The sequence below is a fragment of the Azospirillum sp. B4 genome, assembly GCF_000333275.1.
Lineage (GTDB): Bacteria > Pseudomonadota > Alphaproteobacteria > Azospirillales > Azospirillaceae > Nitrospirillum.
On the sequence record NZ_BACU01000152.1, the window covers coordinates 1 to 19286 of the forward strand.

Annotated in this window: 16 protein-coding genes; 9 read left to right on the forward strand and 7 right to left on the reverse strand. The window is 67.4% G+C overall.

The window, feature by feature from the left end; translation table 11 throughout:
- On the forward strand, positions 1-364 hold a 364-nt coding region (locus tag I55_RS37970; protein ID WP_211100303.1), incomplete at its 5' end, for a hypothetical protein.
- A gap of 57 nt (positions 365-421) precedes the next feature.
- Here the strand turns inward: I55_RS37970 and I55_RS06990 are convergent.
- From I55_RS06990 to I55_RS07000, 3 genes are read right to left on the reverse strand one after another with little or no spacing between them, the layout of a single operon-like run.
- Entirely contained in the window at positions 422-1927 is a 1506-nt protein-coding gene (locus I55_RS06990) for a DHA2 family efflux MFS transporter permease subunit (RefSeq protein WP_199902492.1), read from the reverse strand.
- Between the two features lie 12 nt (positions 1928-1939).
- Positions 1940-3130, reverse strand: a complete 1191-nt coding sequence (locus tag I55_RS06995) for an HlyD family secretion protein (protein WP_252181053.1) — start codon at positions 3128-3130, stop codon at positions 1940-1942.
- Between the two features lie 28 nt (positions 3131-3158).
- A complete protein-coding gene (locus I55_RS07000) occupies positions 3159-4646 on the reverse strand; it encodes an efflux transporter outer membrane subunit (protein WP_044559790.1) in 1488 nt (495 codons plus the stop codon).
- Between the two features lie 309 nt (positions 4647-4955).
- Here I55_RS07000 and I55_RS07005 point away from each other — a divergent pair, with 309 nt between their 5' ends.
- Positions 4956-5558 carry a TetR/AcrR family transcriptional regulator gene (locus I55_RS07005; RefSeq protein ID WP_044559791.1) on the forward strand — a complete coding sequence of 201 codons (603 nt, stop codon included), beginning with the start codon at positions 4956-4958 and terminating at the stop codon, positions 5556-5558.
- A 29-nt stretch (positions 5559-5587) separates the two neighbouring features.
- Here I55_RS07005 and I55_RS07010 read toward each other — a convergent pair whose 3' ends face one another.
- Complete coding sequence (locus I55_RS07010) at positions 5588-6832, reverse strand: aspartyl/asparaginyl beta-hydroxylase domain-containing protein (RefSeq protein ID WP_049973897.1); 1245 nt, start codon at positions 6830-6832, stop codon at positions 5588-5590.
- Between the two features lie 415 nt (positions 6833-7247).
- Here I55_RS07010 and I55_RS07015 point away from each other — a divergent pair, with 415 nt between their 5' ends.
- The gene (locus I55_RS07015; RefSeq protein WP_252181054.1) at positions 7248-10193 is read left to right on the forward strand and encodes a TonB-dependent receptor domain-containing protein; all 2946 of its coding nucleotides are present in this window, start codon (positions 7248-7250) and stop codon (positions 10191-10193) included.
- Between the two features lie 197 nt (positions 10194-10390).
- On the forward strand, positions 10391-11404 hold the full coding sequence (locus I55_RS07020; protein WP_044559793.1) for an NADP-dependent oxidoreductase: 1014 nt from the start codon (positions 10391-10393) through the stop codon (positions 11402-11404).
- Positions 11405-11463: 59 nt separating this feature from the next.
- On the opposite strand, the gene I55_RS07025 is transcribed toward I55_RS07020, so the two are convergent.
- The 3 genes from I55_RS07025 to I55_RS07035 all read right to left on the reverse strand — a co-directional run bounded on the left by I55_RS07025 (position 11464) and on the right by I55_RS07035 (position 13691).
- A complete protein-coding gene (locus I55_RS07025) occupies positions 11464-11895 on the reverse strand; it encodes a hypothetical protein (RefSeq protein ID WP_148293608.1) in 432 nt (143 codons plus the stop codon).
- Positions 11885-12106 carry a hypothetical protein gene (locus I55_RS07030; protein ID WP_044559795.1) on the reverse strand — a complete coding sequence of 74 codons (222 nt, stop codon included), beginning with the start codon at positions 12104-12106 and terminating at the stop codon, positions 11885-11887. The genes I55_RS07025 and I55_RS07030 overlap by 11 nt, the downstream gene beginning before the upstream one ends.
- Positions 12107-12854: 748 nt before the next feature.
- Positions 12855-13691 carry an HD-GYP domain-containing protein gene (locus I55_RS07035; RefSeq protein ID WP_049973899.1) on the reverse strand — a complete coding sequence of 279 codons (837 nt, stop codon included), beginning with the start codon at positions 13689-13691 and terminating at the stop codon, positions 12855-12857.
- Between the two features lie 244 nt (positions 13692-13935).
- Here I55_RS07035 and I55_RS07040 point away from each other — a divergent pair, with 244 nt between their 5' ends.
- The 5 genes from I55_RS07040 to I55_RS07060 form a co-directional block, all read left to right on the forward strand.
- Positions 13936-14460 carry a CcdC protein domain-containing protein gene (locus tag I55_RS07040; RefSeq protein ID WP_044559796.1) on the forward strand — a complete coding sequence of 175 codons (525 nt, stop codon included), beginning with the start codon at positions 13936-13938 and terminating at the stop codon, positions 14458-14460.
- A gap of 75 nt (positions 14461-14535) precedes the next feature.
- A complete protein-coding gene (locus I55_RS07045) occupies positions 14536-15294 on the forward strand; it encodes an MBL fold metallo-hydrolase (RefSeq protein ID WP_083900909.1) in 759 nt (252 codons plus the stop codon).
- Between the two features lie 25 nt (positions 15295-15319).
- Entirely contained in the window at positions 15320-17371 is a 2052-nt protein-coding gene (locus I55_RS07050) for a tetratricopeptide repeat protein (protein ID WP_049973900.1), read from the forward strand.
- Between the two features lie 351 nt (positions 17372-17722).
- Positions 17723-18304: a hypothetical protein gene (locus I55_RS32830; RefSeq protein WP_049973901.1), complete on the forward strand. Its 582-nt coding sequence runs from the start codon at positions 17723-17725 to the stop codon at positions 18302-18304.
- A 147-nt stretch (positions 18305-18451) separates the two neighbouring features.
- The coding region (locus I55_RS07060; protein WP_159107130.1) for a tetratricopeptide repeat protein at positions 18452-19286 on the forward strand (835 nt) is incomplete at its 3' end.

Genomic DNA, 19286 nt, shown 5'->3' on the forward strand with positions numbered 1-19286 from the left:
CCCCCGTGATGGCCGCCCCGTTGATCGCCGCTGTGGTCAGCGCGGCGGCGGCGGCGCCGGCCAAGCCGGAAGATCCGGCGGATGTGTTTCTGCAAGGAAAAGCTGCTCCGCACCGCGGAGCAGTCCGGAGAAGGAGGAGAAGGAGCAGGACGACGAGTTGCACTTCACCGTAGCCAAGTCGATCGCCCTGCCCTACAGCATTTTGGCCGTCAACCTGGAAAACGGCCAGACCTGGGTCAGCAAGGAACCGCTGACCTTCGATCCCAAGCCGGGCGACGAGGTGCGGGTGATGCACGGCCTGTTGGGCAGCTACTCCATGGTGGTGGGCCGCAGCCGGCTGGTTAAGGCCACACGCATCAACTGAACGGACAAGCAAAGCGCCCCGCCCGGCAGCGACCGGGCGGGGACCACATCGTGCGGATCAGTGCACGCCCGTGGTGTCGGCCACCCGGGTCGGCCGGGGCGCCAGCCAGATGACCAGAGCGGCGATGAACAGCGCCACCGCCACCCCCAGGAAAACCTGGTTGGTGGCCAGCATCACGCCCTGCGCCTGCACCAGCTGATCCAGCCGACCGATGGAGAGGTCGCCGAACAGGACGTCAGGTCGCAGGAGATCCACCAGTTCAGCCCGGTTGCGGGTGGTGCTGTCCTCCCACACCGTATTGACCAGCGAGGTGGCGAAGGCGCCGGAGAAGGTCCGCAGGAAATTCATCAGGCCGGCGGCGGAGGCGGTCTCCGCCGGCTCGACGCTGGCCAGCGCCAGGGATGTCAGCGGCACGAAGAAGAACGGCATGCCGATGCCCTGGAGCAGCAGCGGTACCGAGACCTGGAAGTAGGTCATGTCCGAGGTGGAACCGCAGCGGTAGAGCGTGACCCCGGCCATCCACGCCAGGCCAAAGAACACCAGGGGGCGGGGATCGACCTTGGCGGACAGCTTGGCCACCAGGGGCGCCAGGATCACCGCGGAGATGCCGGACACCGCGGTGGCGTACCCCGCCCAGGTAGCGGTGTACCCCATGTTGCTTTGCAGCCACAGCGGCGTCAGCACGGCGGTGCCGAAGAAAGCGCCGAAGCCCACGCTGATGGTCAGCACAGCGGTGGCGTAGCCCCGGTGCCGGAACACCCGCAAATCGACGATGGGCTGCGCCTCCGTCAGTTCCCAGATCATGAAGGCGCAGAAGCCGATCGCCGCCACGATGACCAGCGCCACGATCTCGGTGGACGCGAACCAATCCAGGTCCTTGCCCTCATCCAGCATGATCTGCAGGGCCCCGACCCAGATGATCAGCAGGCCCAGACCCACCACGTCGAAGCGGGTCTTGAGCAGGGACGTCTCGAACGGTTTCAGCAGACCCCAGCAGGCGACGGCGCACACCACGGCGAGGGGCACGTTGATGTAGAAGATGTAGGGCCACCCCCAGCCATCGCACAGCGTGCCGCCCAAGATGGGCCCCAGGATGGGCGCCACCAGCGTGGTCATGGCCCAAATGCCCATGGCGGCGGCCGCCTTCTCCTTGGGGAAGATCCGCAGCAGCAAGGTTTGCGACAGGGGCATGAGCGGACCGCCGGCCAGCCCCTGGAATACCCGGAACAGCACCAGCATGCCCAGCGACTGGGCGAAGCCGCACAGCGCCGAAAATAGACCAAATCCCAACATGGCGGCGACAAAGGTGCGCACGGTGCCGAACCGCCCCGCCAGCCAACCGGTCAACGGCACCGTCACCGCCTCCGCCACCGCGTAGGAGGTGATGACGTAGGTCCCCTGGCTGGAGGACACCGCAAGGCCACCAGCGATGTTGGGCACCGAGACGTTGGCGATGGTGGTGTCCAGCACCACCACGAAATTGGCGGCGGCCAGAAGCAGGCCACCCAGCAGCAACTTGGCGCCGGACAGGGTTTGGACCGCGTCGTCGGAGGCGTCGCTCATGATTCCCGTACCTCAGTTCTGGCCAGGGGCCGGTGCCGCGCCGGTATCGATGGTGACGTTCATGGACAGGCCGACGCGCAGCGGATGGACCGCCAGTTCACTGGGGTCCAGCAGGATGCGCACCGGCACGCGCTGCACCACCTTGATCCAGTTGCCGGTGGCGTTCTGCGCCGGGATGAGCGCGAAGGCGGAACCGGTGCCACCGGCCAGGCCCGCCACTTGGCCGTGGAAGGTGACATCACCGCCATACAGGTCAGCCGCCAGTTCCACCGGCTGACCGGGGCGGACGTGGGCCAGTTGCACTTCCTTGAAGTTGGCGTCGACATAGGCCTGGGCCACCGGCACCACGCTCATCAGCACGGTGTCGGCCTTCACCCGCTGGCCCACCTGGACCTGGCGGCGGGCGACGACACCATCGAAGGGTGCCCGCACCACCGCGCGGCCCAGATCCACCTTGGCCTGATCCACGCGGGCGCGGGCGGCCATGACCTCGGGATTTGTTTCCACCGTGCTGTCGGCGATCAGCACGACATTGGCCTTTTGCGATCCCTGGGCCGCGACGCGGTTGGCCACCGCCTGCGCCTTCGCCGCCTTGGCGACCGCCAGGTTGGCGCTGGCCGTGGCGAAGGCGTTCTGGGCGCTGGTCAATTCTTCGCCGGACACGGCGCCCGAAGCCGCCAGCGCCTTTCGCCGATCCAGGTCGATCCGGGCGCGGTCGTAATCCGCCTGGGCGGACAGCAGCTGCGCCTCGGCCCGGGCGCCATCGGCCTCCCGCGCAGCCACCTGGGCCCCGAGGGCCCCATCATTGGCGAAGTAGGCCCGCACGCGGCGTTCCGCCTGGCCCAGCTGGGCCTCCGCCTGGGCCAAGGCGATGCGGGCGTCGGTGTCATCGATCACCACCAGGACATCCCCCTTCTTCACCGCTTGGGTGTCCACCACCGGCACCGACCGCACCGTGCCGTCCAGGGACGACGTCACCTGGGCCGCGTCGGCATTGACGTAGGCGTTGTCGGTGGAGACATAGCGCCGCCCCGTCACCAGGCTGTAGCCGCCATATCCCACGCCGGCCAACAGGACGATGGCCCCCAAGCCGGCGAACAGGCGTCCGCGCGCCGACCGGTTGGACGCCGGCGACGCCAGCGGGTGGATGGTGGCCTCGACCATGTCTTCGGACGGGGTCGGCAAGCGGGAGGGCGTGGACATGGGGAGTATCCTTAGGAGAACGGACTGCTTAACGGGCGGCGACGGTGGTGGGGGTGACGGGGGAGGCGGCCAAGTAGCCGCCGCCCAGCGCGCGGATGAGGGCGATGTCAAGGGTGAAGGCGCGCGCCTCCAGGTCCGCCAAGGCGCGACGGTCGGCGATCAGCGTGTCCTCCGCCGTCAGCACATCCAGGTAGGTCGACAGCTTGCCCTCATACCGGGCGGTGGCGATGCGGTGGGCATCACCGGCGGCGGCCAGCGCATCCCGGGCGTGGGCCAGACGCGTCTCCAGGGCACGGGTGCTGACGGCGGCGTCGGCCACGTCCTGCAAGGCCTTGGCGACGGTGTTGTCGTAGTCGGCGACGGCGGCGTCATAATCCGCCCGGGCGCCCCGGTATTGAGCGGCCAGCGAACCGCCATCGAACAGGGGAAGGCTTACGGCGGGGCCGACGCTGCCGATGGTGGCGCCGGACTTGGTCAAGGCGTTCAGACCCAGGGTCTGCAGGCCAAAATACGCGGACAGGTTCACATTGGGATAGAAGGACGCCTTGGCGACGTCGATCCGCTTGGCCTCCGCCTCCACCTTGAGCCGGGCGGCCACCACGTCGGGACGGCGACCCAGGAGGTCGGCGGCCAGGCTGGTCGGCAAACCGAAGGCTTTGAGGCGGGCATGGGCGGGCGGCTGGATCGCCAACCCCCGGTCGGGTCCCGCCCCGATCAACGCGGCCAGCTGGTTCCGAGTCAGGGCGATGGCTTCATCCTCAGCGGCCAGATCTCCCCGGGGGGAGGCCTCGCGCGCCTCCGCCTGGCGGAAGGCGCCCAGGGTTTCCAGGCCATTTTCCCGGCGCTGGCGCACCAGCGCCGTGCTGCGCGCCCGCACGTCCACGGCGTCGGCCGCCGCTTCGCGATCGGCGATCTGCTGCGCCAGGTCGGCATAGGCGGCGGCGATACTGGCCGACAACGTCAGGCGGGCTTGCGCCAGTTCCGCCCGCGACTCCTCGGCCTCGGACATGGCAGCCGCCAGACTGGCGCGGTTCTTCCCCCAGAAATCGAAGTCGTAGCTGAGGTCCAGCGTGGCGCGCGGCACCTCGTGATAGCCTTTGGGCACGAAGCTGGGCGGGAAAAGATACCGGTAGCTCTGCTTGTCCTCCGTCACCTGGGCGTTGGCGGTGACCTTGGGCAGCAGGGCCGCGTCCGCCTGGCCGGCCAGCGCATCCGCCTTGCGCAGGCGGGCCGCCGCCGCCGCGAGATCCGGCGCGCCGGCCAACCCTTCTTCGATCAGGGAGTCCAGTTGGCTGTCGCCATAGGCGGCCCACCAGCGATCCTGCGGCCAATCGACGACGGGCTTTTGTGAAAAACTGGCATCGGCGGCATAGACGGTGGCCGGGCGGGGCGCCGGGGCGGGGCCCACATCGTCCGGCACCCAGGCGCAGGCGGCCGGCAGCAGCAGGGCGGCGGAAAGAAACAGCGGAACCGCCGGCGGCGAGCGGCGGCCGGAAGGGGAAGCGGGCGCGGGCATGGGGACCTTATCGGCATAAATGAACCGTACGGTTTGGTTTTATAGACTTGCGCCCAGCCGCCGTCAAGCGATAAGCGTACTGTACGGTACAGTTAAACGCCCGCCGCTTGCCGCCAACGAAAAGCCAAGGCAAGGTCGCCACCACCGCCGGCCGCCCGGGACGCCCAGAGCAAAGCGCGATCACCTGTGATCGCGCTTTGCTCTTAAGCTGTTCATGATAGAGCGGATTTACACGATCAGGTGATTCCACCTGATCGCGTTCCGCTCTAGGGCGCCGCCCGGCCCAGTCCTTTAGGAAACGCCCCGCCCATGAAGGTGAAGACCGAAGCCCGCCGCCAAGCCATCCTGGATGCGGCCAGCGCCCTGTTCCAGGAGGTGGGATTCGCCGCCGCCTCCATGTCCGAACTGGCGGCCCGCGTGGGCGGTTCGAAGGCGACGCTGTACAGCTATTTCCGGTCGAAGGAAGAGTTGTTCGTGGCCGTCATGGCGCACGCCGCGGCGGAAATGAAGCAGGGGTCGTTCGAGGCACTGGATCCGGACCAGGACCCGAAGGAGACGCTGCCCCGCTTCGGCCGCATCTATCTGCGCTTCATTCTGTCGCCCTGGGCCATCGCCATGCGCCGCGTGGCCGTGGCGGAGGCGGCCCGGTCGGAGGTGGGGCGTCTGCTGTATGAGAATGGTCCCAAGGTTGGCTGGTCGCGATTCGCCACCTATCTCACGGCATTGATGGAACGCGGGCGCCTGCGCCCAGCCGATCCCGACCGCGCCGCCGCCCATCTGCGCGGCCTGCTGGAGTCGGAATACGTGGAATTGTTCCTGCTGGGCATGGCGGAGAAGCCGGACGCGGCCGCCATCGACGCCGCGGCCGACGCCGCCGTGGATCTGTTCCTGCGCGGCTACGCGCCGAACTGAGGCGCATCGAATTTTTTGACGGTCGTGCCCTAAAGGCTGGAGAAACCGCCACCGGAGGTCTTGGGCGTCAGCGGCGCCGCGCCGAAGCCGCCGGACGGTTGTTGCGCCTGGAATTCGTCCATGGCCGCCATGACGTGGGCGAGGAAATCCTGCTCGGCGACGGACAGGCGCGGGCTCCAGATGTCGAAGATCAGGATCACGCGCGTCTGGTCACTGTCGTTCCAGGCCTCATGCTCAATGGTGTCGTCGAAGGCCCAGCCCACCCCGACCTGCCATTCCCGTGTCACATTGCCCACACGGAAGCCGCAGCCAGGCGGCACCACCAGCGGCAGGTGCACCACCAGGCGGGTGTTGGCCACGCCGGTATGGGGCGGAATGCGGGTGCGCGGCTTCAGGAGAGAGAACATGCCCGCCGGCGACCGGCGCACCATGCGCGGCTGCGGCATCTGTTGCAGCACCGCCAGTGTCTTGGGACAGCGCTCGGCGTTGCCGGGCACGGGCAGGCCATGCTGCAACAGATGGAAGGCGGTCCACCGCGGGGAATGGTTCAGTTCCGCCCACTGGTCCAGCGGCAGCCCGTCGGCGTAGTTGATGTAGGGGACGAAGGCGTCAGCCAGTGCCGCCTCCTCCGCCAATACGCCCGCCAGTTCCTGCTGGATGTCGGCGGTGGCGGCCTCCAGCGTCGGCAGCCAGGGGCATTCCTCGCGGTCATAGAACTCGATCGAGGGCATGTCGGGGTAATGATAGTGTGTCGGCTGCTGCAGGTAGACCTTGCGCCGACCCAGCAAATGGTCGGTGAAGAAGGCCATGCGCCGGGCAGCGGCGCTGTTGCCCCGCCCCGCCCCCTGGTCCACCGTCGGGCGCAGGAAGTCGGCCATTTCCTGGATGTGGGCGGCATGCGCCTTGCGCGCCTGTTCCAGCGCCCGCTGAGTCGGCGGGTCCAGCCCTTCCTGCGCGTCGCCCATGGCGACGGCGATGCCGTAGGCCTCGCCCGCCTCGCGCTTGCGCCCCAGGGCCTGCAGCAGCGACGCCCGCATCAGCAGGGCCATGAACTGCCGCGGTTCCAGGGTCAGCACATGCTCCACCGCCGCCAGGGCGTCGGCATGCCGGCCCATGGCCCGGCGCGCGGCGGCCAGGTTCAGCCACAGCGGCAGTTCCCGGGGGGCCTGGCGCAGCGCGTCCTCCAGAATAGCCTGCGCATCGGCGTAATTGCCTGATTTCATTGCCGCCATGGCCGCCCCATTGGCCCGCTGGGCTTGGACATCAGGCTGCATCGAGACTCCCCGCTGTAAGCGCTTTAACGCGGGCCATGGCAGCACAACTTTGACCGCAATGCCAGCGATGTGAACGCTAAGCTCTTGGAAAGACGCTTCTTTGCCTCACTGTTTTGCAATCTTCCAGATTGCGCAACGCCACACTGCATCTAATAACCATTACATGACGCAAATAAATATTCATCCAGTTACCAAGCAGTTACCAAAATCATGATGCGTTATTAAGATTAAGTGTCACTGAAACGTGACATACACTCGGCATATGCGGCGAACTTATCGCCTTTAGTTGACGCTCGATTTTCACTCCTCAAAAACTCTGCTCCAAGCGATCCGACACCCGCAGGGCTTTTTCAGCGCGGAATTGTCGGCGTGACGGTCAAAACGCCGGTTCAGGCGGTTGGTTGGAGACAGGGAATTGAAGAAAATCACAAACCGGGGACGGTTGCTCACATCGACCATGCTGGTCGGCTCCATGGCGGCGGCGCTGATCGCCGGCTCAGCCGCGGCGGCGGATGACGACCTGCAGGAAATCGTCGTCACGGGCTCGCGCATCAAGCAGGCCGCGAACCTGACCAGCGACAGCCCGCTGACCACGGTCACCGACAAGGAAATGAAGCTGCAGGGCACGACCAACGTCGAGACCATGCTGAACCGCCTGCCCGGCATCACCGCCGACCAGACGCAGGGTGTTTCCAACGGGGCCAGCGGCACCGCCACCATCAATCTGCGCAACCTGGGCGCCTCACGCACGCTGGTGCTGATCGACGGCCGTCGCATGGTGGGCGGCGACCCCAGCTATCCCTACACCGACGTGAACTTCATCCCGGCCGCCCTGGTGGATAGTGTGGATGTGGTGACGGGTGGCGCCTCGGCGGTCTACGGCTCCGACGCCGTGGCCGGCGTCGTGAACTTCAAGATGAAGCGCGATTTCGAAGGCGTGAAGGTGGACTATCAGCTGTCCGCCGCCCAGCACGACAACAACAATAAGGAGGCGCAGACGGCGCTGAAGAACTTCGGCGTGACCGTTCCGGGCAGCCAGTTCGACGGCTTCGTCCGCGACACCTCTTTCATCATCGGCGCCAACGCCCCCAACAACCGCGGCAACGTCACCGCCTATGCCACCTACCGCTGGACGGAGCCGGTGAAGCAGTCCAGCCGCGACTGGTCCGCCTGCTCCCTCTCCGTGTCGGGCGACAATAACGACAGTCACGCGTGCCAGGGCTCCAGCAACACCACCTACGGCCGCTTCCGCACCAATGGCTCGGGCACCGGCCTGTCGCTGAACCCGGACGGGTCGTCCACCTTCGTGCCCTACACCAACGCCCTGTCCTACAACTACGGGCCCTACAACTACCTGCAGCGCCAGGACGAGCGGTACACCGGCGGCGCCTTCGCGCACTATGAGATCAGCCCTGCGTTCGACGTCTACACCGATTTCATGTTCATGACCGACCACACCCGGGCGCAGATCGCCCCGTCGGCCATCTTCAATTCCGCGCTGTACAACATCAACTGCGACAACCCGCTGATGTCGTCGTCGGAAGCGACGGCCCTGTGCGGCACCAACGCCGGCACCAGCACCAACTGGTCGGGCACCATCGGCCTGCGCTTCAGCGGATCGGGCAAGGAACGCTACGACGACATCCGCCACACCGACTACCGCTACGTCATCGGCACCAAGGGCGACCTGGGCGGCGGCTGGAGCTACGACGTCTCGGCCCAGCACTCGGAAACCATCTATACCGAGCATTACGAGAACGACGTCTCCATCTCCAAGGTCCAGAAGGCCTTGCAGGTGGTGAATGTGAACGGCGTCGCCACCTGCCAGTCGGTGGTTGACGGCACCGATCCCAACTGCGTGCCGCTGAACATCTTCTCGCTGAACGGTATCAGCGACGCCGCCTGGAACTACATCAAGACCACGTCCTTCAAGGAAGGCAACCTGACCCAGGACGTGGTCAGCGGTTCCGTCACCGGCGACTTCGGCCAGTTCGGCGCGCAGAGCCCGTTCGCCAAGAACCCCGTCGCCATCGCCTTCGGTACCGAATACCGCAAGGAAGGCCTGAACCTGAAGGTGGATGAGGAGAATTCCTCGGGCGATCTGGCCGGATCCGGCGGCGCCACCCAGAACTCCAGCGGCTCCTATGACGTTAAGGAACTGTACGGCGAACTGCGCGTGCCGCTGATCGAGGACCGGGAATGGGCCAAGTCCCTGGTCCTGGACGCTGGCTACCGCTGGTCGGACTACAGCTCGTCCGGCAAGGTCGACAGCTGGAAGACCAGCCTGACCTACGCCCCCGTGTCCGATGTCAGCTTCCGTGGCGGCTTCAACCGCGCCGTCCGCGCGCCCAGCATCCTGGAGCTGTACTCCACCCAGACCGTGGGCCTGACCTCGGCCTCCGACCCCTGCGCCGGCTCCAGCCCATCGGCCTCGCTGGCCCAGTGCGCCCGCACCGGCGTCACCGCGGCCCAGTACGGCACCATCGCGGAATGCACGTCCTCGCAATGCAACGTGCTGACCGGCGGCAACACCGCGCTGAAGCCCGAAACCGCCGACACCTGGACGGTCGGCACCGTCATCACCCCGACCTTCCTGCGCAACTTCTCGGCCACGATCGATTACTTCGACATCCGCGTGACCGACCTGATCAGCACGCTGTCGGCCTCGTCCGTGCTGAACCAGTGCCTCAACACCGGCGACAGCTACTACTGCGGCCTGGTGCATCGCGCCAGCAACGGCAGCCTGGCGCTGACCGGCGGCTACATCATTGATACCGAGCTGAACACCGGTTACCTGAACGAACAGGGCGTCGACATCGGCCTGAATTACCTGCTGGACCTGGAAGACCTGAACGTCGAGAACCGCGGGTCGGTGCTGTTCAACTTCAACGGCACCTGGATGGCCAACTACCTGGTGCAGCAGCAGCCGGGCGAAAGCGCCTACAACTGCAAGGGCCTGTTCGGCGTGACCTGTGGCCAGCCCATGCCCATGTGGCGCCACACCATGCGCGTCACCTGGCAGACACCGTGGAACTTCGACCTATCGGGCAACTGGCGGTACATCAGCGGCGTGAAGCTGGACCAGAACACCAGCAACGCCCTGCTGTCCGGCGACTACGACAAGGCCGACGGCCGCATCAACTCCTACAGCTACTTCGACATCGCCATGTCGGCCACCGTGTACGACCATTACACGGTCCGCTTCGGCGTCAACAACCTGTTCGACAAGGATCCGCCCATCCTGGACAGCAATGTCTACGGTGTGTCGGGCACCAGCAACTACGGCAACGGGAACACCTTCCCGGGAATTTACGACACCCTGGGCCGGACCTTCTTCCTGGGGGTCACCGCCGATTTCTGATCGGCCGTATCTCGGGAAAACATGAGGAAGCGGCGGGCCTTCGGGTCCGCCGTTTTCCTTTTGGCGCACTCCATTGTGCGAAATCAAATCGTATCGATGATTTTCGATATACCGGTTTCGGGCGATCGGCGCTAGGCTCCGTCCCGCGTCAGCCAAGGCCGGGGCACACCGGCCCCCGATACGGGAGAATCACGCCCATGACCACCCCCACCAACCACCAGATCCGCCTGGCGGCCCGGCCCGTCGGCCTGCCCAAGGACGGTGACTGGCAGCGCACGGAGGAACCGGCGCGGGCACCAGCCGAGGGCGAGGCCCTGGTGCAGACCCTGTACTTGTCGCTGGATCCGGCCATGCGCGGCTGGATGAACGAGGGCAAGTCCTACATCCCGCCCGTGGGCCTGGGTGAGGTCATGCGCGCCGGCGGCATCGGCCGGGTGGTGGCCACGGCCGCGCCAGGCCTGGCCGTGGGCGATTACGTCAGCGGCGCGCTGGGGGTTCAGGAATACGCCACGTTGCCGGCCAAGGCCCTGACCAAGGTCGATCCCAGCCTGTCGCCTTTGCCCGTGCACCTCAGCGCCCTGGGCATGCCCGGCATGACGGCCTATTTCGGCCTGCTGGACGTGGGCCAGCCCAAGGCGGGCGACACGGTGGTGGTGTCGGCCGGTACCGGTGCCGTGGGCGCCGTCGTGGGCCAGATCGCCAAAATCAAGGGCTGTCGCACCGTGGCCATCGCCGGCGGACCGGACAAGTGCCGCTACGCCGTGGAGACGCTGGGATACGACGCCGCCATCGATTACAAGGCCGGCGACATCCGCAAGGATCTGCGCACCCATTGCCCCGACGGCGTGGACGTCTATTTCGACAATGTCGGTGGCGACATCCTGGAGGCGGTGCTGGCGCAGCTGGCGCGCAAGGCCCGCATTGTCGTCTGCGGCGCCATCTCGCAATACAACAACACCACGGCGGTGAAGGGACCGGCGAACTACCTGGCCCTGCTGGTCAACCGCGCCCGCATGGAGGGCATGGTGGTGTTCGATTACGCCGACCGCTATCCGCAGGCGGTGGCGGAGATCGCCGGCTGGATCAAGGAAGGCCGGCTGGTATCGCGCGAGGACATCGTCGACGGCGGCGTGGCGGCCTTTCCGGAGACGCTGCTGAAGCTGTTCAGCGGCGAAAACTTCGGCAAGCTGGCGCTGAAGGTTGCTGACTGATCGACAAGACGCGCCCCGGCGGCCCAACCGCCGCCGGGGATCGCGACTTTAGGGGAAGATCACGCCGAGGCGGAGGCCCAGGACGTGCCGGCGTTGGCCCGGCCACTGGCCGGCGCCTCATCCCGATCGTCGATCAAGGGCACGGCCTGCACGATGATGGTGTTCAGGGTACGGCACAACGTGCGGCCCCGTTCCGTCAGATGCAGGGTGCGGACCCGATTGTCGTGATGCAGGGTGCGCGCCTCCACCAGATCGGAAGCGCGATTGCCGAAACCGGTGGAAAGGCGGGCCACGATGCGCGACACTGTGTGCGGCTGCGCCCGCAGCAGCATGCCCAGTTCGCGCAGGCTGATGCCTTCGTTCTCGCAAATGTACAGGAAACCGCAGGCTTCCAGCAGCGAGAACTGCTCGTCGACCGCCCGCATCGCTTCCAGGGCCGCCAGAGGCGCGCTACGCTGCCGGTGGCGGTTATCGTTCAGGTTAGCTGTCATATTGGTGCATGTTCCCCGTGTTGGAGGCCAGGCGCAGGGACGGCCGCACCTGGGAAGCCGCGCGCTGCTTCACCTGCGAGAAAGTGAGATTGGCCTGAGGATAGGTGGCCATGATCGGCTCGAACAGGCGACGAATGGTCGCCTGATGATCGCCGGCCCCCACGAAATCCTCAGCCTCGACTTCAATGACGATGACGCTTTTGATCTTCATGTCCGCAAATCCGCTTCTTTGGCACAGCCCTTCCTGGTAGTGCCCCTTCCAGAAGGGCAGGCCGAACCGCCCGAAATCGCCATCCTTGGCACCAGCCCCGGCCGCTTCCGGCGTCCCATCCTTGCGGATGGTTGCGAAATCAACCTAGGCCATTGCAAAAATGGCACTCACAATCGCTCGGACCCAACACACCGATGCAATTTCGCAACAAATTCCAAGCCAGCGTCGAAATTCGCTTCGACACCGGCGCCACCCCTTGGCACTTCAGCCATCTCTTCCGCAGGGCGGCGGGAATTAGGTGCGCTTTTGTCGTTATACGGTTGGCTCACAGAAAGCTGTCGCTTGCAGGAACGATTAATGTGCTGATTTTGTCAGGCCGCCTGAAAGCCCTGCCGACGGGCCGGACACGCGCTCGGCCCGGTTCTGGCGACATCTTTGATGACGGCGCCTTGCAACTGCCTGACAGGCGGCCCCCTCTTGCGTGGGGGCTTTTGGCTGAAGCCCTAAGCAGACTTTCCGAACTCCGCCCCCACATGGGCGGGCTCGGAAATCCGCTGAACCATAGAGTCTGCAGGCTTCTCCAGATCGGGCCATGTGGGGCCCGATCTGGAGAAGCCTGCTTAAGGTAGCGGCGTCGGCAGCGGGGCGCCAACCCGGCCAATCCGCATAGGAAAAGCCCATCGATCAGCCAAGAAAACCCATTTGCCGTCGAACATAGCGATGTGACGGGGCCGCCATGCGCCCCAAGTCAGCGCAGAGGGATGACCTGCGCCGCAGGCGTCTCTTCCCAATTGCGCGTCTGATCGGCGCCCTCGGCCGGCCCATTGTCGCGGTCCCGTTCGCGAATGACGATGAAGTCCTGGATTTGGTCCAGGAACAGGCGCACCAGCTGGGGATCGAAATGGCCGCCGGCCTCGCCTGCGACATGGGCCAGAGCCCGGGACAGCGGCCATGGTTCCTTATAGGGACGGGCCGACATCAGGGCATCGAACACGTCCACCAGGGCGACGATGCGGGCGGACAGGGGAATGGCCGGGCCCTTCAGCGCCCCGGGATAGCCCTGGCCGTTCCAGCGTTCATGGTGTCCCAGCGCCACCTCGGCCGCCAAATCCAGCAACGGCAGGCCGCTGCCCATGAGGATGCCGGCGCCGATGGTGGTGTGCGTCTTCATCACCTCCCACTCCGCCGACGTCAGAGGGCCGGGTTTCAACAGAATGGAGTCGGGAATGCCGATCTTGCCCACATCATGCAGGGGGGCCGCCAACGCCAGCTGGTCGGCGAATTCCGTCTCACAGCCGGCCAGCAGCGCCAAGTGCCGGGCCATCTGCCCCACACGGTCGGTGTGGGACGCCGTTTCATTGTCGCGGAGGGCGCTGGCGGAACGCAGGCGGCGGATCATCTGCGACTGCGCCTCGTCCAGTTGCGCCCTGGCATTGACCAGGAGGACCTCGGACCGGCGGCGCATCACCGCGCGCACCGCCACGGCGGCAGCCAGGGTGACGGTCAGCAGGGCGGGCCAATAGCCGACCAGGATAGCCGCGTCCAGCATCAAGGCGGTCCCGGCCCGCATCAAAACGATGTCCATACACCCTGCTCCTTCCGCCCATCAAAGCAGTCTGGGAGGACAGTGCTTAAGGATTCCCTATCGCACCGAAAGTCATAGGCCGGTAGACTAGGGGCTTCAGTGGTAGCCCCTTGGACTCCTGCCTGAAAGAGGGCTGGATGGTGCCAAGATTCACCATCTTGTGCATAAAATCAGGTGGGACACCGCCGCCCCCGTTCCATGAGGGGGCTAGCCGGTTCATTTCCGGAAAGGCCGCAAGGACATCATGCAAGCCTATATTCCCTATGTTTTCATGGCCCTGGCGTTGATGATGATGGCCCGGCGCACCCGCGTGTGGCGCCGGGTGCGGCCGCCGCTCCTGGTTCTGGTACCGATGGTGATCCTGGCGCTGGCCGCGTTCTACGCCTGGGGCGCGCAACGCCTGGGACCGCACATCACGACGCAAGGCTGGCTGGCCATCGCCGGCGGCCTGGCAGCGGGGGCGGCCTGCGGAAGCATCATCGGGCGCCTGGTCCATCTGGCGCACGATCCCACCACCGGCCATGTCACCATGCGCATGTCCGTCCTGGGCGCCCTGCTGCTGCTGGCGCTGCTGGTGGTGCGCCAGGGCGTGCGGCACCTGGGCATGGAGCCGGAGGCCACCGGCCCCGCCGCGGCCTTCAGCCTGCTGTCCGACGTGTTGCTGGCCATGGCGGTGGGCATGGTGCTGAGCCGACAGTTCGTGCTGTGGCGGCGCTGGCGGACCCTGGTCGCGGGCACCGTCGACACCGAAGCGCCGGCCGCCGCCTAAGCCCAGGCCTGGACCTGGGATGGCCGGGCGCGGTATGACGGGAGGCGTCAATACCACCAGCGCCCGAGGCCAGCCATGCCGGACCAGACCGTTCCCCCCGCGTCGGGCGCCCCCACATCAGGCACCCCCACATCAGGCCCCCCCATATCAGGCCCTCAGGGCACCGGCGCCGGTACACCGCCGCTGAAGGTGGCCATCCTGCCGGTGACGCCGTTCCAGCAGAACTGCTCCATCCTGTGGTGCACGGCCACCAAGCGGGCGGCCGTGGTGGACCCTGGCGACGGCGTGACCCAGATCCAGGAATTCCTGGCACGCCAGGGCCTGACGCTGGACCGCATCCTGGTCACCCATGGGCATGTCGACCATGCCGCCGCCGTCGCCGATCTGATGGCGGCGACCGGCGTGCCGGTGGACGGACCGCAGCGAGAGGACAAGTTCTGGATCGACCGTCTGCCGGAGGACGGGGCCAAGTACGGCATGCTGTATGCCAAGCCCTTCACCCCCACCCGTTGGCTGGATGATGGCGACACCATCACCGTAGGTGACCTGACGCTGGACGTGCTGCACTGCCCTGGACACACGCCGGGCCATGTGGTCTTCATCCATGGCCCCTCGCGCCTGGCCATCGTGGGCGACGTCATCTTCCAGGGATCCATCGGCCGCACCGATTTCCCCCGTGGCGATCATGCCGCCCTGATCCGCTCCATCCGGGAGAAGCTGTTCCCGCTGGGCGACGACATCACCTTCCTGCCTGGCCATGGCGAGCCGTCGACCTTCGGCCAGGAACGGCGCGGCAATCCCTTCGTCTCCGACCGCGCCGTGGCGCGGGGCTGACCGGTCACCCTGGGAACCGGCGCCCATGGCCAGCATCGCCCAGGCCCTGGAAGAGGCCCTACGCCACCACCGGGATAACGCCCTGGGCCCGGCGGAGGTGATCTACCGCCGCATCCTGGAGGTCGCCCCGGACGAGGGGGACGCCCTGAACCTGCTGGCGGTGCTGTGCCTGCAGACCGGACGGCCGGATGAGGCGCTGACCCTGGCCACCCGGGCCGTCGGCGCCACCCCTGGCGCCCCTTCCTTCCACGCCACCCGGGCCGACGCGGCCGCGGCCCTGGGCCGGCCGGCGTTGGAAGCCGACAGCCTGGGCCAGGCGCTGGCCCTGACCCCCCCGTCGCCCCAGGCGGCGCCCCAGGCGGCGGCCTGGCAGCGCCGGCGCGGCCGGGCCCTGGCGGCGACGGGGGACATCACCACCGCCCTGCAGGCCCTGCGCGCGGCGACGGCGCTGGCGCCCCAGGACATCGATGCCCAGGACGACCTGGCCGTCCTGCTGACCCGCGCCGGCGCCGTGGACGAGGCGGAGGCCCGCCTCACCGACATCCTGGCCCGCCAGCCGGGCCATGCCAGCGCCGTCCGCAACCTGGCCAGCATCTGGCTGAACCGCGCGGCCGCCCGGCTGGCGGCCCGGGAGCCGGCGGAAGCCGCCATCCTGGCCCGCCGGGCGGTGGAGCTGGACCCCGGCCGCCGCGACGGCTGGGCCCGCCTGGGCCTGGCGCTGACGGCCCTGAACCAGCCGTCAGCGGCGGCCGACGCCCTGCGACAGGCGCTGCCTCTGCCGGGTCCGGTGGAAGAGACGGCTGAGATCCTGATCAACCTGGGGTTCGCGGAAACCCGACAGGGACGCTTCGCCGAGGCGGAGGCCGCCCTGGACCAGGCCTTGATCCTGGCGCCCGGCCGGGCGGAGGCCCTGAACCACCAGGGCATCCTGCTGCACGCCCAGGGCCGGCTGGAGGAGGCCGCGGCCGTCCTGGGCCGGGCCGTCGCCGCCGCCCCCGAAGACCACCGGCCGTTGACCAACCTAGGCACCGTGCTGCGCGACCTGGGCGACGACGAGGCGACCGAAACCCACTATGCCCGGGCGCTGGCGCTGGCGCCCGACGACGCGGCCGTGCATTGGCAGCGGTCGCTGGCGCGCCTGTTGGTGGGCGACATGGCGACGGGTTGGCAGGATTATGAGTGGCGCCACCGGACCGGCCAGCTGCCACCGCTGGATCCGGCCGTGGCCGCCGTGCCGGAATGGCCGGGGCCGGAGCGTCAGGAGCCCGCCGGGCTCCGCCTGCTGCTACACGCCGAGCAGGGACACGGTGACACGCTGCAGTTCGTGCGCTACGCCCCGCTGCTGGCCGCCCTGGGCGCACGGGTGGGATTGATGGTGCAGCCGGCGCTGGTGCGGCTGATGGCCTTGAGCTTCACCGGCCTGACGGTCCTGCCCGCCGGCACCCGGCCCACCACAGCGGATTGGGACGCCCGCGTCTCCCTCATGGGGCTGCCTTACCGCCTGGGCACCGCCCTGGACACCATCCCCGCCGCATGCCCTTATCTGACGCCACCGCCGACGGACGCATGGCGGACGCGGCTGGCGCAGGCGGTGCCCCCAGGCATGCGCACGGTGGGCCTGGTCTGGGGCGGCGACCCCCGACCGGACGACCCCGTGTCCGCGCTGATCGACCGGCGCCGCAGCCTGCCCCTGACAGCGCTGGCCCCTCTGGCCGCCGCCCGGGATGTTCGTTTCATCAGCCTGCAGAAAGGCGTGCCGGCGGCCCAGGCGCACGCCGCCCCCCTCCCCCTGCTGGACTGGACGGCGGAGTTGAAGGACTTCGCCGACACCGCCGCCCTGGTGGCCTGCCTGGATTTGGTCATCACGGTGGACACGGCGGTCGCCCATTTGGCCGGTGCCCTGGGCCGGCCTGTCTGGGTGTTGTCCCGAACGGATGGCTGCTGGCGCTGGCTGCGCGACCGGTCGGACAGCCCCTGGTACCCCACGATGCGCCTGTATCGCCAGCGACACTGGGGCGACTGGACCCACACGGTGCGGCAGGTGGCTGATGATCTGGTTTCGGAACCAACCAATTGATAATACTTGGTTAATTTTCTTGGGCGCATCGACAGCGGCTCAAGTCAACAACCCTGGGTCGCGGGGCAAGCGCATCCGAGTCCTACCCTAACGGTAGAGTTGCAAAAAAAATTTGTGCCTCCTCGTCAATTTTGTTAAAGTTGTTGTTGAAATAATTATTGTGGCGTGACTCCGCCACCCCCGGCCACTTTCTTCCCGGCCTTCCTTGACGCCTTGTCGTGAAGGAAGACGCCACCGGAACCGAAGGTGGAATAAGGGGAACTGAACCGATGTCTTCCTGGCCTGCCATGTCCTTCTGTAGAAGGCGTGGCGAATACTTTTCGATTGTCTCCTAACCAAGGACCCAAGTCCATGGCGCTGGATGGCGTGTTGAGCACTGTCGGCTTATATTCCCAGGGTCCTGGCGGGATTCAGGGGACCTCGGCCTATGGCTCCGTCGACACCTCGGCTGGCGGTGCGACCACCGCGACGACGTCAGGCGGTTCCGCGGGCACGGCGACCCCGGAGGAGGCGACCAGCCGCCTGTCCGCGCCCGCCTACATCAGCCCGGTCGTGACCTATGACAGCCAGGCGGCCATCGCCATCACCCAGTTCCGCGACAGCGTGACCGGCGCGGTGGACTACCAAATCCCCTCCCGCCACGTGGTGGAGCAGTATCGGCTGCGTGCCGCGGGCGCCCCGCGCTACCAAGGCGGCAATCCCCTGCTACCCGCCGAGGTGGGTGCCCCGTCCAACGACCAGTCGGCCACCACCGGCACCGCCGGCAAAAGTGATGGCGGCCAGGGCGCCTCCACCACCGGTGGAACGTCAGGCAGTGCCACCGGATCGTCCGCGAGCGCGGCGAGCGGCGGGTCCGGCAGCGCGGTCATCAGCCCCACCGTGGCCGCCGTGACGCTGGGTGCGGCCGCCGCGTCGGTCAACGTGGTCGCTTGATCCTTCCCCCAGGGTATCCAAGTCGAGAGGGCCTATACGAACGGCGGGCCCAGCGGCCTCTGTCCGCCCTCGCGATTTGTTTTGAACCGGCAGGCCGCTGCGGCGATGGTGCGGGTACGCAGCATCAGCAATCGGCCGGGCATCATCATGGCAACCGTTGAACAGGCGCTGAAACTGGCGCTGGAACACCATGATGCCGGCCGCCTGGCGGAAGCCGAGGTGCTGTACGGCCGGGTGGTGGCGGCGGCGCCCACCCATGTGCAGGCGCTTTACCTTTGGGGCATGACAGCCCACCTGCGCGGCGACAATCCGGCGGCGGCGACGCGGCTGGAGCGGGCACGCAAACTGGCGCCAGAGTCGGCGGTCATCGCCACGCTTCTGGCGGGGGTGCAACAGGCCTTGGGCCGGACCGACGCGGCCGAGTCCCTGTATCATCAGGCATTGGCGGTGGAACCGGGCCACGCCCAAGCGGCCGGCGGCTTGGGTGCCCTGCTGCTGGCCACCGGTCGGCCGGCGGAGGCGCTGGCTCCCCTGGCCACGGCCAGGGCCGTGGCCCCGCAGATGGCGGAGCATTCTTTCAACCACGCCCAGGCGCTGGATGCCCTGGACAGGCCGGCCGACGCCGTGGCGGCCTACGAGGCCACGCTGCGCCTGGCCCCGGGCTTCGTACCGGCATGGTCGGGATTGGGCCTGGCACTGGAGCGCCTGCACCGGCCCGATGACGCGGCCACGGCCCTGGAGCGGGTGGTGGACACGGTGCCGGCCGGCCATCCCCAGGCCGGCCATCCCCAGGTCGCCGCCGCCCGCGCGGCGCTTGCCCGCATCCTTGAAGCGCGCGCCACCGGCCTGCGGGACCGGGGACAGGCCGCCGATGCCATTCCCCGTGCACGAAAGGGCCCTGGCCACCCTGCGCGACGGCGGCCTGGAACCGGGACCCGAGTTGTTGAACAGCCTCGGCGCCAGTCGCCTGGCGGCCGGGCCA